The 14,395-nt window shown below is 56.0% G+C and carries 7 protein-coding genes and 1 pseudogene; all 8 read right to left on the reverse strand.

What is annotated here, in order from left to right; translation table 11 throughout:
• Positions 1 to 710 (reverse strand): annotated as a pseudogene (locus tag DL88_RS00005) (hypothetical protein); the annotation flags it as partial.
• A 172-nt stretch (positions 711 to 882) separates the two neighbouring features.
• Entirely contained in the window at positions 883 to 1,836 is a 954-nt protein-coding gene (locus DL88_RS00010; RefSeq protein WP_034990548.1) for a peptidylprolyl isomerase, read from the reverse strand.
• Between the two features lie 90 nt (positions 1,837 to 1,926).
• Positions 1,927 to 2,850, reverse strand: a complete 924-nt coding sequence (locus DL88_RS00015; protein WP_034990551.1) for a TonB family protein — start codon at positions 2,848 to 2,850, stop codon at positions 1,927 to 1,929.
• 10 nt (positions 2,851 to 2,860) lie between these two features.
• On the reverse strand, positions 2,861 to 3,241 hold the full coding sequence (locus DL88_RS00020; protein ID WP_034990553.1) for an ExbD/TolR family protein: 381 nt from the start codon (positions 3,239 to 3,241) through the stop codon (positions 2,861 to 2,863).
• Positions 3,242 to 3,280: 39 nt separating this feature from the next.
• Positions 3,281 to 3,709, reverse strand: a complete 429-nt coding sequence (exbB, locus tag DL88_RS00025) for a TonB-system energizer ExbB (RefSeq protein WP_034990554.1) — start codon at positions 3,707 to 3,709, stop codon at positions 3,281 to 3,283.
• Positions 3,710 to 3,723: 14 nt separating this feature from the next.
• Positions 3,724 to 5,565 (reverse strand): ShlB/FhaC/HecB family hemolysin secretion/activation protein, encoded by a 1,842-nt coding sequence (locus DL88_RS00030; RefSeq protein WP_084704680.1) that lies wholly within the window; start codon positions 5,563 to 5,565, stop codon positions 3,724 to 3,726.
• Between the two features lie 126 nt (positions 5,566 to 5,691).
• A complete protein-coding gene (locus tag DL88_RS00035) occupies positions 5,692 to 12,969 on the reverse strand; it encodes a two-partner secretion domain-containing protein (RefSeq protein WP_084704682.1) in 7,278 nt (2,425 codons plus the stop codon).
• A 449-nt stretch (positions 12,970 to 13,418) separates the two neighbouring features.
• Positions 13,419 to 14,339 carry a molybdate ABC transporter substrate-binding protein gene (modA, locus tag DL88_RS19115; RefSeq protein ID WP_051955405.1) on the reverse strand — a complete coding sequence of 307 codons (921 nt, stop codon included), beginning with the start codon at positions 14,337 to 14,339 and terminating at the stop codon, positions 13,419 to 13,421.
• Positions 14,340 to 14,395: the final 56 nt, after the last annotated feature.

The raw sequence follows: 14,395 nt of genomic DNA on the forward strand, positions 1-14,395 counted from the left end.
ACCGGCACATTCTTGACGCTGATGACCGAGACGCCATAGCCTTCACCCGCATCGTGATGATAATGCACGTTCTGCAGCGTCGTCGCATCGCCTGCGGGCACGACCTTGTAGAGATCGTTCTGCTTGAGAACCACCGCATTGATGCCGGTCAGCGCCGATTCCAGCAACCGCACGAGATATTTGCGCGGAACCGGCCGTGACGATGTCAGGCTGAGCTGCCCGTTGATGCGCGGATCGATGACGTAATTGGTGTGAAGAACATCGCCAAGGATCGTCTTGACGACGGTGACCGCGTCGGCATTCTCGAAATTCAGCTGATACCCATTAGGGTCCGCCACGGCGTCGCCGGCGGTCTCGTCCCTGACTTGCGCCTCGGCATTGCCGACGACACTGCCGCGCACGATCGTCGGCCTTGGCGTCGCCCCGAGAGCGGAGGACGCACCGCCGGCTTCCTGCGTGCCGGACCGGGCCGCGAGATCCTGCGCGCCAAGACCGTGCGCCTGATCGAAGGCCGAGGGAATCTCCGGACCGCCGACCGAATTGCATCCCGCAAGGGTCGCAGAAAGAGTCGCAGCGAGAGTCAGAAAGAGCGCAGCCTGAACCTGTGGGAAACCGGCACGACTTTGCGTAAAACTCTTCCAGACTTTGTCCAGCCCACCCTTTAAACTCGAAAAGGCGTGCCAGCGCTTTGTGGAAGCAAAGGCTTTCACTTCGACTCCTGCATACCTCCGAAGTAAATAGATTAACCCATTCGGGTTCTATTTCTATTGGCAGCTAGCATTTTATTCCGCTTTCGGCATTCTTTTTTCCTGCCGCAAGAATGCTCGAATGAACTCTTGCAAAAAGCCGAATCTCTTATTCCGTTGCGATAGAGCCCGCCTTCTATTTGAGGACGGGAGCCAGCTTGGAGAGCACCAGCTCGTTGATGACAGGGGGCTTCTCCTGCAGAAGCTTGGTGATGTAGGCTTGGCGTTCGGCAGCCTGTTTCTGACGCCGCATTTCGGCAGCGAGGGGTGCCTTGGCCTCAGCGAAGGGCAAGGGTTCAGTCCCGGCTGGTTTCATATCGACCAGACGCAGGATATGCCAACCGTCACTGAGCCGGACGGGCGCGGTGACAGCGCCTTTCTCGAGGCCTGTCAACGCCTGGCGGATCTCAGGCACGATCTGGGGTTCAGCAAACCAGCCGATCTCACCGCCCTTGGCGGCCTCCGCTTTGGCATCCGACATGTCCTTGGCGATCGCGGCAAAGTCGGCGCCCTTGGTTTTCAATTTCTTCATCACCTCATCGACGTGTTGGGTGGTTCTAGCCTGCGCTTCTTTCGCTTTTTCGTCCTTCCCATCTTTTGGTGCGGCTATGAAGATCTGAGCCAGGAGGAATCGGCGTGGAGCGACGAGAGCCGTCTTGTTGGCATCATAAAGGGCGCGAACTTCGGCTTCGGTTGGATAGGTGTCCGGGATTTTTGTTTCGGCCTGCAAATAAAGCTCGGTCAGCAAGCTGTTGCGGGCCTGATCGAGTCTGGCCTTGATCTCCGGCTTCTGGTCAAAATGGGAGCCGATTGCTTCTGTAAGCACGACGCGGTCAGCCAGATAGCCCCGCACCGCCTGTGCAAGTTGAGCCGGGTTTTTGGCAAGCCGCTCGCGATCAGCGTCTGGCAGGAGAGCAAGGTATGCTTGCAGATCGGCTGTTGAAACATCCTGCGTGCCGGCGCGGCCGATGACCTCGGTGTCTCCTGCCTGCGGTGCTGGCGTTCCCGTGGCCGGTGCGGCAAGGCCCGGCACCGTAGCCGCGCTGGCTGCGAGCAGCGCCAGGAAAGCGGAGGAACGTATGTATTGCATGGGGTTTCCTGTAACAGGTGCGAGCCTCGATGCGTTTGCACGGCTGCCTCGCATCCAGGTTGGGGGAATTAGAGCGAAATCTTGTGACGCTTACCGTCGACGGTCGAATGCGACTTCCATTGTGATAGGCAATTCTCGCGGTGGCGGTGGCAGAGGCAGACTGGCGCGAATGGTTGCAAGCGCGCAGGCGTCGAGCGAAGGCTCGCCACTACTCTTCACGATGCGCAGGCTTTCCGGGCGGATCTGTCCCATCGGCAAAATGGTGAAGGCTACTGTCGCGGCCGTGTGGTGGCCGGACTGGCGCGGGGCATTAGGGTAGATCAGATGGTGCCGCACTTCCTTGCCCAAGATACGGATATAATCACGAAGCTTATTTTGCTTACCCTCGGCGTCACCCTGGACCGTACTGGCGCTTTGCTCTTCGTCACCGCCAACCACATTCGCCGAGCCAGCGGCGCCAGCCGTTTGGCCCCCACCGGAAGCCGCTGGTTGCGGTTTCGGCTGTACGGCCCCCCCGGTCTTTTGTGCTGCGGCTTTTTCGGGTGTCGCCTTCTGTGCACTTTGCGGCGGCGGCAGGCTTCCTTCATCGGCCACAGGCACGTCGGGGCTTGCCATTCTGGACGGCCGTGCCGCCGAGGCATCCTGCGCGGCCTGCGACGTGGCTGCGCCATTTGTACTTGCCTCGGGAGCCACAAGAGTCTGCGCCGCCTTGTTGCCAACCGGTTCCGCCGCCTCGACCGCGCTTTTTGCTTCGCTCGCGGCATCACCCTTCCGCTGCTGCATGATTTTCTCTTCCGCCTGATCCTCGCCGACGAATCCGTTCAGATCGAGAACCAGTAGTGATTCCTCGGGCTTGTCGATCAGATTTGGCAACAGGGGAAGAGCGAAAAAGGCCGAAAGCACTCCGGCATGGAGAGCCAGCGACAAACAGAAGCCATGCGCCAGTGTGAAGCGTGGCTTTATGGCTTCATCGGGGCTCGGGCTATAAGGCAACACATTGGAAGCGGCTGACATGTGCCCTCCTTCACCGTGACGCTTGCGTCTGCACGGCGACTTTGCTGAAATGAGCCTGTTTCAGGAGGTCGGCAACATCAATGAATTGTTGCAGCGGGATCGATTTGTCGGCGCGGATCAGAAAGCTCGTATCCGGCGCGAGATCGGCAAGTGTTGCCGCCAGCTCTTCTTTGCTGGTTGCCTTGCCATCGAACGCCGTCTCGCCACCCGCCGTGAGTTCGATGATCCTGTCCGTATGCCGCTCAGCCGGCATGCGCGCGGCCTGGGGCAGATTGACCGGCAAGCGCCCCGTGGTGATGAAGCTCGCCGTTGTCAAAACAATCGCCAGCATGACCAGCATGATGTCGACAAAGGGAATGACATTCATGGTCTCGAACGGCTTTTCATCCATTGCATCCGCCCTCCCTGCCGCCCTTCCCGCTCTCTGTCGTCATGAGTGTGCGATCTCCCATTCGAGCATCAACACTTTGGCGCGGCGCAAAAGCGCATTGTAGGTGACGACGGAGACAAGCGCGACGACAAGGCCGACGGCCGTGGATTTCAGGGCCAGCGCCAGACCGACCATGATCTTCGTCGTGTCGGCGGCTCCCTCGAGGCTCATGTTGTAGAAAGTCAGCATGATGCCGAGCACGGTGCCGAGGAGGCCAATATAGGGTGCGTTGGAGGCGACCGAAGCGACGATCATCAGCCGCTGGCTCAAGGCGAGCTCCAATGCCTTGCCATGGGTAAAATGTGCGGTATCGAGTGCACGGAAATAGAAGAACCGCTCGAAGGCAACGGCGATGACGATGACGCTCAAGGCTGCAAGAAAGCCGATGACACCATAATCGATAACGTCGGCAAGCCAGTCCATGTGCATGATGGTCGCTCCATTTAGAAGGTGATGCCGATTTGGACGAGGCCTTTGGTCTCGCGGTCGTAGCTTGCGAGGCCACCGTTGGAGCCGTAGCTATGCGCCAGGATCCCCTTGCCGGTGAGGAACCGGCCCGGCATATATTCGTAGGTCATGTAATAGCCAAGCCCGATATCATTGATCTGGGTAAAGCGCCGCTGCACCGTCGAATAGGATGCATTCTCCAGCCAGCCGCCGGCAACGTCTGTGAAGAAGCCCAGCGAATGCTGATATTGCGGCAGCGGCGGCAGCGCGAGGCGGAACTCCGGCGTCACCAGATAGCCGCTGTCCGCTGAAAGCCCTTCGTCATAGGAACGCACACCCCAAAAGCCCGACATCGTCATCTGCTCGCTGGTATCGAGGCTGCCGCTCAGGGCTTTCTGAGCGCGCAATTGCATGAGGAATGACAAATTTTCCGCAAGCCCCAAAGTCGCATTAGCATAGAGATTCAGACGATCGTAATGGCCAGCGGTGTTGATCGTCGACTGGTTCTGCTGGAGCTGTTCCGGATCGGGAAAATTGACATAGCCCGCCGTATAAGAAAGCGACACATTGGTCGAGAGTGGCATGCCGTTGATCATGCCGAATGTCTCGTTGTTCAAAGCGATGGTGCCGAGATTGATCTCGCGATTCGCCGTCGAGATGCCGAAAATCTTGTCGTCCAGGCTCTTGTGTGTGAATGTGCCCGAGACATAAAGACTTTCCTCGCGTGATCGCAGGATGGCATAGCTGAGCGTGGCATAGATGGCGCTGGCATCACCCGTTGCGTCGAGCCCGGTATAGACGCCACCAAGCACATAGGTGGTCTTGTAGGCGCCGATCTCGCCGCGCAGACCATCATAGCCGACGGGAAAGGAATAAGCCGCACGCCCGTTCATCAGCCCCTTGCCGGCCGAGATGAGGCCGTAGAGCGACAGACGATCGCCGAAGCCAAGCAGCGAATTGATGTTGAGGCCGCCGCTCAAACGATCGCGGCCGGTATAGCGCGAGCCGGCATTATCGCCGAGCAGATAGCCGTCGACCCTTTTCCCTTCCGGCACCGAGAACACGAAATCGGAGGTCTCCGGCTGCTGGCCGGGGGCAATGGCGACACGCGGCATGCCAGCGCCGGGAAGATCGGAGACGAGCAGCATGGCCCGTTCCAACGCGGCCTTGTGAATGTTGGGATTGTCCGCGAGCGCCGTATCGATGACATCCTTCAGGAAATCCTCGCGCACCAGCGACTGGTTATTCACACTCACCTGGCCGAAACGGCCCGCCACCAGCTTGATGCGCAAAGTCCCCTTGCGGGCATCCTGGGCCGGCACATAGGCCTTGGCGACGAGGAAACCGCGTTCGCGGTAGAGCGTGGTGATCTTGTCCGCCGCCTCATAGATCTCGCCGAGCGTCAGCTTGCGCCCTTCATAGGGGGCGACCAGAGCCCGCACCTCCTCCTCGCTCGCCGCATCCACACCCTGAACCTCGATATGGCGGATCATCAGCTTCTCGTTCGAGGGAAAGCTGAGTTGCGGCTCGACGAGCTGCGGCAGCACCGGCACCGCCGCCGGCTGCGCCAGCGGCGGCTGGTGCGCGACATTGGCCTGCCGCACCGCATCACCGACATTATAGGGCAGACGCGGAAGGATCTGCGCGGGCGTCACCTGCGGTACTGACTGCGCATGCACCGCAGAGGGATTTGCCGCCGCCAGCAAGAGGACAGTGAGGCTCGGACCAAGGTTGAGAGCACAGGCACCGGCAAAAGTGGCAACAGGGGCCAGTGATCGACCGGACGACCATTTCGGGGAGAACAGTACTGGGCAAAGACGCCGTGAACAGGAGGACATGGGAGGAGACCTGCGGACCCCGTTCGGGGCATGATTGTTATAGGCGCCGGCGTGGGAATGACGGCAAGGAGCGTGAGGAATATGGCCAGCGGGGCAATGAGGTCCGCCAGCCTGGCCAATGTCCGGTCAGGGCGTCGGTGTGATCTTGGGCTCGTTCTTGGGTTCGTCTTTGACTTTGCCTTGCAGGTCGAAGCGTTGGCCGTCCACCTCGATTGAGCGGATCGAGGGGCTGTAGCCGTCGCGGCTGCGACCGCCGCCACTGCTTTGCCCACCATGACCGGCATGGGAGGAACCCATTTGCGTAATGGGCCGCTGACGGGGCACGGTGATCAGCGGCACCGGCGTCGCCGCCGCTGGCGCAGTGACTTGAAGCTTGTCTTCGATCTCACGAGCTTCTGAGGTAACTTCCATACTCCCCGCTACAGAGAGATCAGGCGCCGAAAACTGGGTCGCCGACAGAGAGGTATTGGTCGTCGTCACCGAACCCATCGACTGCATCGCCTGCGTGAACGAGAGCAGGTTCTGTGTCTGCACCACTGTCGGCGTCGGGGCCACCTGGGCTTCTACCGGATTCGTCGGCGTCGAAGGCTGCGTCGGATTGGTCGGCGTCACTGGCGTTGAAGGTTGCGTCGAAGCCGAGGACGAGCCTGAGGATGTATCCCCTGTATTTGCCGGATTGGACGGTGTCGAGGGTTGCGTCGGATTGGTCGGACTCGTGTTCCCTGCGGTATTCGAGCCACTGTTCGCACTATTGCCTCCGGTCGAGGAACCGCTGTTACCACTGCCGCCGGACGCAGTATCGGTACCGCCGGTCGAATTGCTGCTGCCACCCGTGCCCGTGTTCCCCGCCGTGTTCGAGCCGCTATTGGACGAATTACCTCCCGCCGAGGAACCGCTATTACCACCGCCGCCGGACCCAGTATCAGTACCGCCGGTCGAACTGCTGCTGCCACCCGTGCTCGTGTTCCCCGCCGTGTTCGAACCACTGTTGGACGAATTACCAACGGTCGAGGAACCACCGTCACTACCTCCACTAGACTTTCCATTATTACCGGTAGTGCTGTTGGTTCCGTCTCCGGGGTCAGACCCGTTGTTGGAGTTTTGCCCATTATTGTCTTGGGATGGAGGATTGTTATTTGGCGAAGGAGGTGTCGGAGCCGGGTTCCAACTCACATTTGTTACAGTCGTACCCAGATCAATATGCCCAAAAAGCCCAGATCCATTACCAAGGAGAGTATTATTGACTGTAGAATTGGAGATTGAACCTCCAGAGATATACCCGCCAAATGCACCTACGTAATAACCGGAACCAGTTACAGTTCCACTAGAACTGTTATTTTGAAAAATCGCACCGTCACTGCCAGCGACGAATCCACCAGCCATGGAAGAGCCGAATTGATCCGTACCAGTGGCTATTACGTCCCCACTTGAAGACGATTCTCTAATCGTCGCTACAGCGGAGCTTGCCACAATCACAACACCTATAAATCCACCAACATTGTTTGAGGCAATCACATCACCTGCGGAGTAAGATTGGAAAACATTACCAGCGACATCCTGACCTATAAGACCACCAACAATACTATTACCACGTACCGTTCCCGTCGCATAGGAATCAATAACATTACCGCCTTGATGTCTCCCTAACTGTTCCACGCTGTTGTAACCAATAAGGCCACCAACATTACTTCCGGATCCATAAACATTTCCAGTGGCAAAAGAACGGATAATATTGCCACCATCGTTCAACCCCACCAAACCGCCGGTAGCGCTACCCGTTGCGGTGACATTACCCTTCGCATAAGAGTCGTAAATACTGCCGTAGGAACTCAGGCCGTCCACATCCGGATCGGGGACGCCAGTCGTTAACCCGACCAAACCACCTACACTATCACCCCCAGACACATTACCCAGTGCATGGGAATTGGTAATAGTACCATTATTATTGTCGCCGACCAAACCGCCGGTAGCGCTGGCTCCCTTATTAATCGAATTGACTACCACATCGGTATAGGAATATCTAATCATTCCGTAGGAATTCAGCCCCACCAATCCGCCGCTTATGGAGCCCGCGCTCGTCATCGAACCCGTAACATAGGTGTTTTCGATAATTCCGTAATTATTTCCGACTAACCCACCATTGTACTGATCACTGGTCGTGATGTTGATATTTGTCACTCCAATATCACGAATAGTAGCAGTACTACCATTAGCTGTACCAAGCGTGCCGATAAGACCCGAAGCAGAATTGGTACCGGTATCGTTGATGACCAGATTGGCCACAGTATGACCAAGCCCCGTCAGGACGCCGCTATAGAGGTTGTTCACCACCGCCCTCGAATAGCTTGTTCCTGACGCATCCAGATTTTGCGCTAGAGCGTAATAGCCGGTTCCTGCCGTATTGATTGCGACCAAATCGCTCATACTGTTAATCAACGTATAGGCCTGACCATTGATCGTCAGGCCAGCATTGCTGCCCTTGAGGTCTATGCTGGCATATTGCACATTCGTGGGCACCTGCTGAGCCACCGGATAGCCATCGGCATCGAGAACCGCACCGCTATAGCTCGCAGGCGTCAAGAGGTGATAATCTCCACCATAGGCCATGGAGAGTTGCGCATTGGCCCCGCTCAACTGAACGGCATTATTGATGTAGATGGAGCCGCTGGCATTGAGGGTCAGCGCCGTCCTGGAGCCACTGGCGGTAATAGCGCCATTAATCTTAATGTCCCCAGCGGCATTAAGGTTCAACTGATTATTGGATGCCCAGTTCAAACTATCGCTGAGGGTAATTGCCCCACTGTGTGTGGTAAAGGTAAAGCCAGTGACGCCGAGAAGACTGGAAAGGCTGGCGCCATCAAGGGCACCACCAGAGCCGACGGTGAGCGCGCCCGATTGTGTCCAGGACCACAGGCCGCCAGAGCCATTGTCAAGTGATGGCGAGGTGAGTTGGACATTGACGCCGGCTGTCTCCAGAAGGCCGCCGACATTGTTTGTTCCAGCCAGGCTGATGCTGCCGCCCAGATTCACCGAACCAGACAAGGTCCCAACCGAATAGCTGGTGAGGCCCGGATCGGCCTTGTCGAGCGCCAGCGTCAGACTGCTGGCACTCGCCAGCACCGCCTTGCCCGCCGGCACGGTCGCGGCACCAGTGCTGGTCACGCCATGATCGCTCGCCAACGCCAGAAAGCCGCCTTCGACGATCACGATATCGCCATTTGAAACCACAGATCCGGTTCCGCCCGAAGCTGAGAACACATAAGTGCCGTTCAGGAAATCGCTGTCGCTGATATTGAGCGTGCTGGCCACGAGCGCGCCGACATTGACGCTGGATGTCGCGGAAAACAGGATACCGTTACTGTTGATGAGGAAAATGCGGCCATTGGCGTTGAGCGCACCGTCGATCACACTCTTCTCATTGCCCGTGACGCGGTTCAATGTTACGGAAGTCATGGCAGGCTGCTGGAAGGTCAGGGATTCCGTGGCGCCGACCGAAAACCGCGACCAGTCGATAATCGCCTTGTCCGTCGTCTGCGCGACCGTCGTTGTCAGACCCGAAGACGTAATGGAGACAGTGCCAGAGACAACATGGTCGACAACTAGGTTTTGCGTGCCGACCACTACTGTTCCCGAGGCCCCGACCAATGTGTAATTGGCGTTATTCAGCGACAACCGGCTGAAATTGGTGATGGCCTGAGTTCCCGAGGCGGAACTCGCGAGGCCCGCAGTGCCGCCAAGCCTGACACGGTCGCCATAGACCAGATTGGTCACCGTCAGGACATTACCGGCGATGGTGCTGGTGCCATCAGCCATCTTTGTGCCGAACAGGATGACGGGCCGAGGATTAATCGATGCCGTCAGGGATGACACCGTCGAGGTGAGCGTATAATTTTTCGCATCTGTGCCGGTCAGGCCAAGCCCTGAAACGGAAATGGTTTTATTCTGTCCAGCATTTCGGTCACTAAATGCAGCTTTATAGGCAAGGGCGACATTGTCGCCCGTGACAAGACCGGAAAAAGTTGAGGAGAGCGTAGCGGTTGTCGACCCGTCATAGACCTTGTCATTACCATTTATGGCAGCCGTAATCGATTTCGCCGTGATCCTGGCCGTCAGGGACGAAACGGGAACAACGACGTAATTGCTCGCCTTGCCGCCATTGTCGCCATCGGCAAGCGTATATGTCAGTGAGACACTCTTGCTCGTTCCAACATTTTTATCGGAAAAAAGACCTCCGAGACCGGAAAGGATAACGCTCTGGGTCGAACCATCCGCATTACGGACAAAACCATTGACACTCGCCGCGCCGCTGAGCGTCGCGGTGGCGGTGCCATCATAAACCTTGTCTGCCGCACTCAAGCCTGAAATCTTCAATCGCGCCGGATCGACCGTCAACACACCCTTGAGATTCGAATAGGATGAAGATGCCACGATACTCGATGCGGCATAAGCTCCGGCATCGATATAACTGCCATCAAGGACAGTCGAGTTCAATTTCAGTTGGAGAGTCGTGTCGGGATCTTGCCATGCACCCTGAAGGCCGAGCACCGTACCGTTCAAGTCGCCGAGGGACGACGCCTGACCGTATGTTGGCTCTTTGCCCAGATTGCTGAAATAAACCGGGATATTTCGCAAGATGGGATATTGGCTGTTTACTGCAGGTCCCCAGATATTTGAGTCAAACCCCACATAACTAGAATAGGACGCAGCGGTCGCGTCGGTAAGTTCTACCGCATTCGAATTATCGGGAAGGGTGGGAGCAGTTTTACCGAGTAATTGAGCATACCAATAAGCATTTGTAATCGTCCCGCTATTCGCAAAGGCGAAGCCATAACTGCCAGTTGGATTATAGGGCGACACGACGGTATAAACATTGGCAATCGTCCCTTCATTCTGATAGACGAAACCTGCTGTCCAATGATCATCAGTAGAGGGCGTGCCTGACGTATAATGCGCTAACGACGTTGTATATGAGTTTGTAATTATTCCATCCGCCAGATTGTCATAGACAAAACCGGCGAGAGAGGGACCGTAATTAAAATTTATGTAATCTGTTTTTCGGGCATAGGATTGATCAATGGTACCTGAGTTCTGACCGACGAAACCACCAGCCTTTGAAGTAGTGTCACTCAACCTGATCAGATTTGCGGCATAGGACCATTTGATTGTCCCTTTATTGATGCCCACAAATCCTCCGACATAGTCAGCCCCAGTAGCGAGGGGAGCGGAGATGGTCTCGGTATAATTATATGTATTATTCCCGCCATGCGCGGAACTATAGATGATTTTACCACTCTCTTCATTGATACCTACAACACCACCACCAACCTTCGTCACGTCAACATTAGCCAATGTATAGCTTTGCGCGATCAGTCCGAAATTATCACCGACGAGGCCACCTGCGTAATCGACCGACGCATTTTGTGCAGCATTATAAGCAGTCGAGACACGGCCTCCAGAAAAGCTATTGAGGATCGTGCCGTAATTTACATTGGCGAGAATACCAACCGCCGGCGTATCCACACCTACCAGCGGATCAATACCCGCATTAGTAACGCCGAGATTGACCACCGCGGCTGTTGAGCCGATCGTCCCAAATAATCCCGTCGCATTCGTGTTGAGATTTGAAATCAAATGGCCCATGCCATTGAAGTTCCCCGTGAATGGAGCCGAATCACCAATCGCTCCACTCCAGACATCGGATGTCAAGCCGGCGATATCACTGCCGAGGACATAATTACCTGACAGGTTTTTCTTGACGGCTATCAAATCCACGAGGCTATTGATGACCCGATAGGCTTCACCATTGAGGGTCACACCGCCGGTGCTTGAAAAATTAAGCTTCCCGTCGAAGGTCTGACTGGAGTAACCGCTAGAATCATGTGTGACCGTGCTTTGGTAAGTATAGATCCCATAGGGCATTCCATCTGAACTGGCTGTAGTAGCCGTCGCGGTAGGATTGCCCGAGGCATCGATCGCATAGCCGTAATTGGCGGCAAAGCTCGCCGTTCCGGTCGCGCTCATCACGGCATTGACGTAAATATTGGCCCCCGCGTTCAGCGTCAGCGTGCCGGAGGCCCACGAGACCGCTGCATTGACGTTGACGTCATTATAGGCAGCGAGCGTCAGGCTGTTGCCGGAAGCCCAGGTGAGCGCCGCATTGATGTTGATATCGCCCTTGTCGGTGCCGTCGCTCGAAGTGACGATCGTGACGTTACTATTGGCGAGATTGGCCTCGAGCGTCGTCACACCGATGCCGCTGGACGTCTGAGCCGCCGCGCCATTGCTGATCGTGAAATCGGTCGGATCGATCAGCCATGAACCATTCTGGCCCGAAGCGGATTTGGTGGTGACGAGCGCGTCGGAAGCGACCAAAACCTTGGTGCCCGAGGTCTCGATCGAGCCGCCCTTGCCGCCCTTGGGCGCCGAGGCGTCGAGCTTGCCCGCGACATTCACCGTGCCCCCCTGAGCGAGCAGCTTGATTGTGCCGACATGCACGGAACCGCCAGTGCCGGACGCCTTGCCATGGCCACCCGTGAGATCAGACAGCGTGCGGGCCTGGATGATACCGGTATTATTGACCTGCGCTGAAAGCACCTGATCCGCCGCCTTGGCGGTCATGATTACGCGGCCGCCATCGGCCTTGATCGCCCTTTTGTTGGCCACCAGGGCATCGAGCGTGCCTTTGTCGATGGTCACGTCGATCAGCGAATCGCCGTTGAAGTTCAGCGTGATCTTCTCGCCCGAGGCCATCGCCACCGTGCCGAGCTTTGCCGAGATCACCCCGTCATTTTCGACCGTCTTGCCGAGCAGCGCGACATAGCCACCCGAATGGGCGTGGATATGCCCCTGATTGATGACGGAGGCCTGTGAAGTGCCGGAGAAAGTATATTTCCCGGCCATGAAATCCTTATTGGAAATATCCAGCGTCGAGGCAACGATGCCGCCGACATTGACCTGCGCCGTCGAGGAGAACAGAATACCGGCAGGATTTACCAGAAAGACCTGACCATTGGCATTGAGGGCACCGGCAATGACGCTTTGCTCGTTACCGGTGACACGGTTGAGAATGGCGGCGCTGGCGGAGGGCTGGTGGAAATTGACCGTCTCATGCTGGCCGATGGAGAAACTCTGCCAGTTGATGATGGCCTTGTCTGACCCTTGATTGATGTTTGTAATGCTTCCGGCCGTAGAAATGGCAGCCTGCCCGGCCACAACCTGCCCGCCCTGTGGTTCCGCGAAAGCGGGACGAGGCAAGGCCATGAGTGCGGCAAGCGCCGTCATCGCAGTGACTGGGCGATAGGCACGCCGTCTCTCCAGAACCCGTTTTGGGTTCGAGAAGACCGACACATTTGAACAACCCATACGGGAAGGTAAGAGGTCAAGCCCAGCCTTTGCGCGACGCATGACAAACCTCTGAAATTACGGAGAAGATGATGTCCTTTGCGCTATGTGAATCGTTCTGCCAGAAAAAATAAGGCAAAATAAATCAATATGCTAAGACTCATACATAAATTTTATCGATATATCCTTAGCTATAGTTCAAAAAAACGTCAAGCTACGGTTGTGCTAAAACAAAATGCATAATCGAACAAAATAAATGCAATTGATGCGTGTCTTCGCACGAGATCATGCTGAGTCTTTAAGGGAATTGCTTGGCACTGTTGGGGTAATGCCGTTAACCTCATGAAGGACGTATGAGATTTTCGATTGTTCTGTCACCCATGAGTGTTACTTTGAGCCTGAACACGAAATACCTATGCTGCATAAAGCAGCATAGGCTTGATAAGATATTTGTTGGATCCGAGAGCCGCGCAGGGAGCCGGATTGTGCCGCAGCCCCTATCCCATGATATTTTATGGTGCCATATAACAGTATTTTGAGAGCGTTGCCGTCACTGATGTAGAAGTTAGATAATTGACAAAGGCCGTGAGTGCGGCCTCCGTGCCTGCATCTCGATAAGTGGGCGAACTTCCACCACCTGTAGACGAACGATTTACCCTGACCGCACCCTGCAGGATTGCATTATAATTTGTCTTTACTGACCCTTGACTTGAGGATGTTCCTTTATAGTAAACAAATTCAATAGCCGGATATAACCGAACCGCCTGGTAGGTTCCCGCTGGATTTGGAAACTTTTTGCTGTTGCAAATGGCCGACGCGGCGATAAAGCCAACAGGAACCGCCCCGGTGCTGACAGCGCTGTAAACGGCATCAATATTCGTATAGCTGACGAAAGTCGCCGGGAAGGTCGTTGTACTGAATTGATTCTCCAGCAGCTCTAAAGTCGCCTCGCCATAAGGCGCTTTTGTCGGGTCAGCGACCGCCACGCTGGTATAGCCGCCAGTCGAATATCCTTGCGACGCATCGACACCATTCGTATTGCTCCAGAATGCGAGCGTCCCGATGGCGTAGGTAAATGGAATCCCCTCAACCGTCGTGTTATAATTATTATAGAGATCAAAAGGCTTGGCGGTATCGGCCGACAGGAAGAGATCGACGTTCAGGCTGTTGCCGCTGCTGGTGATCTGGCTCTCAAGCGAACCAGAAGATCCATTTTGGACCACGACGACGCTATAAGACGGATTAGCGGCGACGAAAGACGAAATAATATTACCAATCGGACTCGTCGTCGGGAATCCGCTCGTCGTTCCGTAGAAATTCGAAGCTACGGCGAGATTGATCGTCGTCGTCGCAACCGCTTCAGCGCCAGCGGACAGCAACATTGCAGCCGAGGCGGCGGCAGGTACAATATGTTTCATTTTTCTATTGAGCATAGCTCATCCTTTGCAGATAGTTTGCTAATCGATCGTGGCCCGTCGCCCGCAAGCCA

It is taken from the genome of Beijerinckia mobilis (assembly GCF_000745425.1).
In the GTDB taxonomy this organism is placed as follows: Bacteria; Pseudomonadota; Alphaproteobacteria; order Rhizobiales; family Beijerinckiaceae; genus Beijerinckia; species Beijerinckia mobilis.

Bases quoted from the DNA above. Each gene is read 5' to 3' on its own strand.
- DL88_RS00030 (WP_084704680.1), bottom strand. From the start codon at position 5,565: ATGTCCTCCTGTTCACGGCGTCTTTGCCCAGTACTGTTCTCCCCGAAA.
- exbB (WP_034990554.1), bottom strand. From the start codon at position 3,709: ATGCACATGGACTGGCTTGCCGACGTTATCGATTATGGTGTCATCGGC.
- DL88_RS00035 (WP_084704682.1), bottom strand. From the start codon at position 12,969: ATGCGTCGCGCAAAGGCTGGGCTTGACCTCTTACCTTCCCGTATGGGT.
- modA (WP_051955405.1), bottom strand. From the start codon at position 14,339: ATGCTCAATAGAAAAATGAAACATATTGTACCTGCCGCCGCCTCGGCT.
- DL88_RS00015 (WP_034990551.1), bottom strand. From the start codon at position 2,850: ATGTCAGCCGCTTCCAATGTGTTGCCTTATAGCCCGAGCCCCGATGAA.
- DL88_RS00010 (WP_034990548.1), bottom strand. From the start codon at position 1,836: ATGCAATACATACGTTCCTCCGCTTTCCTGGCGCTGCTCGCAGCCAGC.
- DL88_RS00020 (WP_034990553.1), bottom strand. From the start codon at position 3,241: ATGGATGAAAAGCCGTTCGAGACCATGAATGTCATTCCCTTTGTCGAC.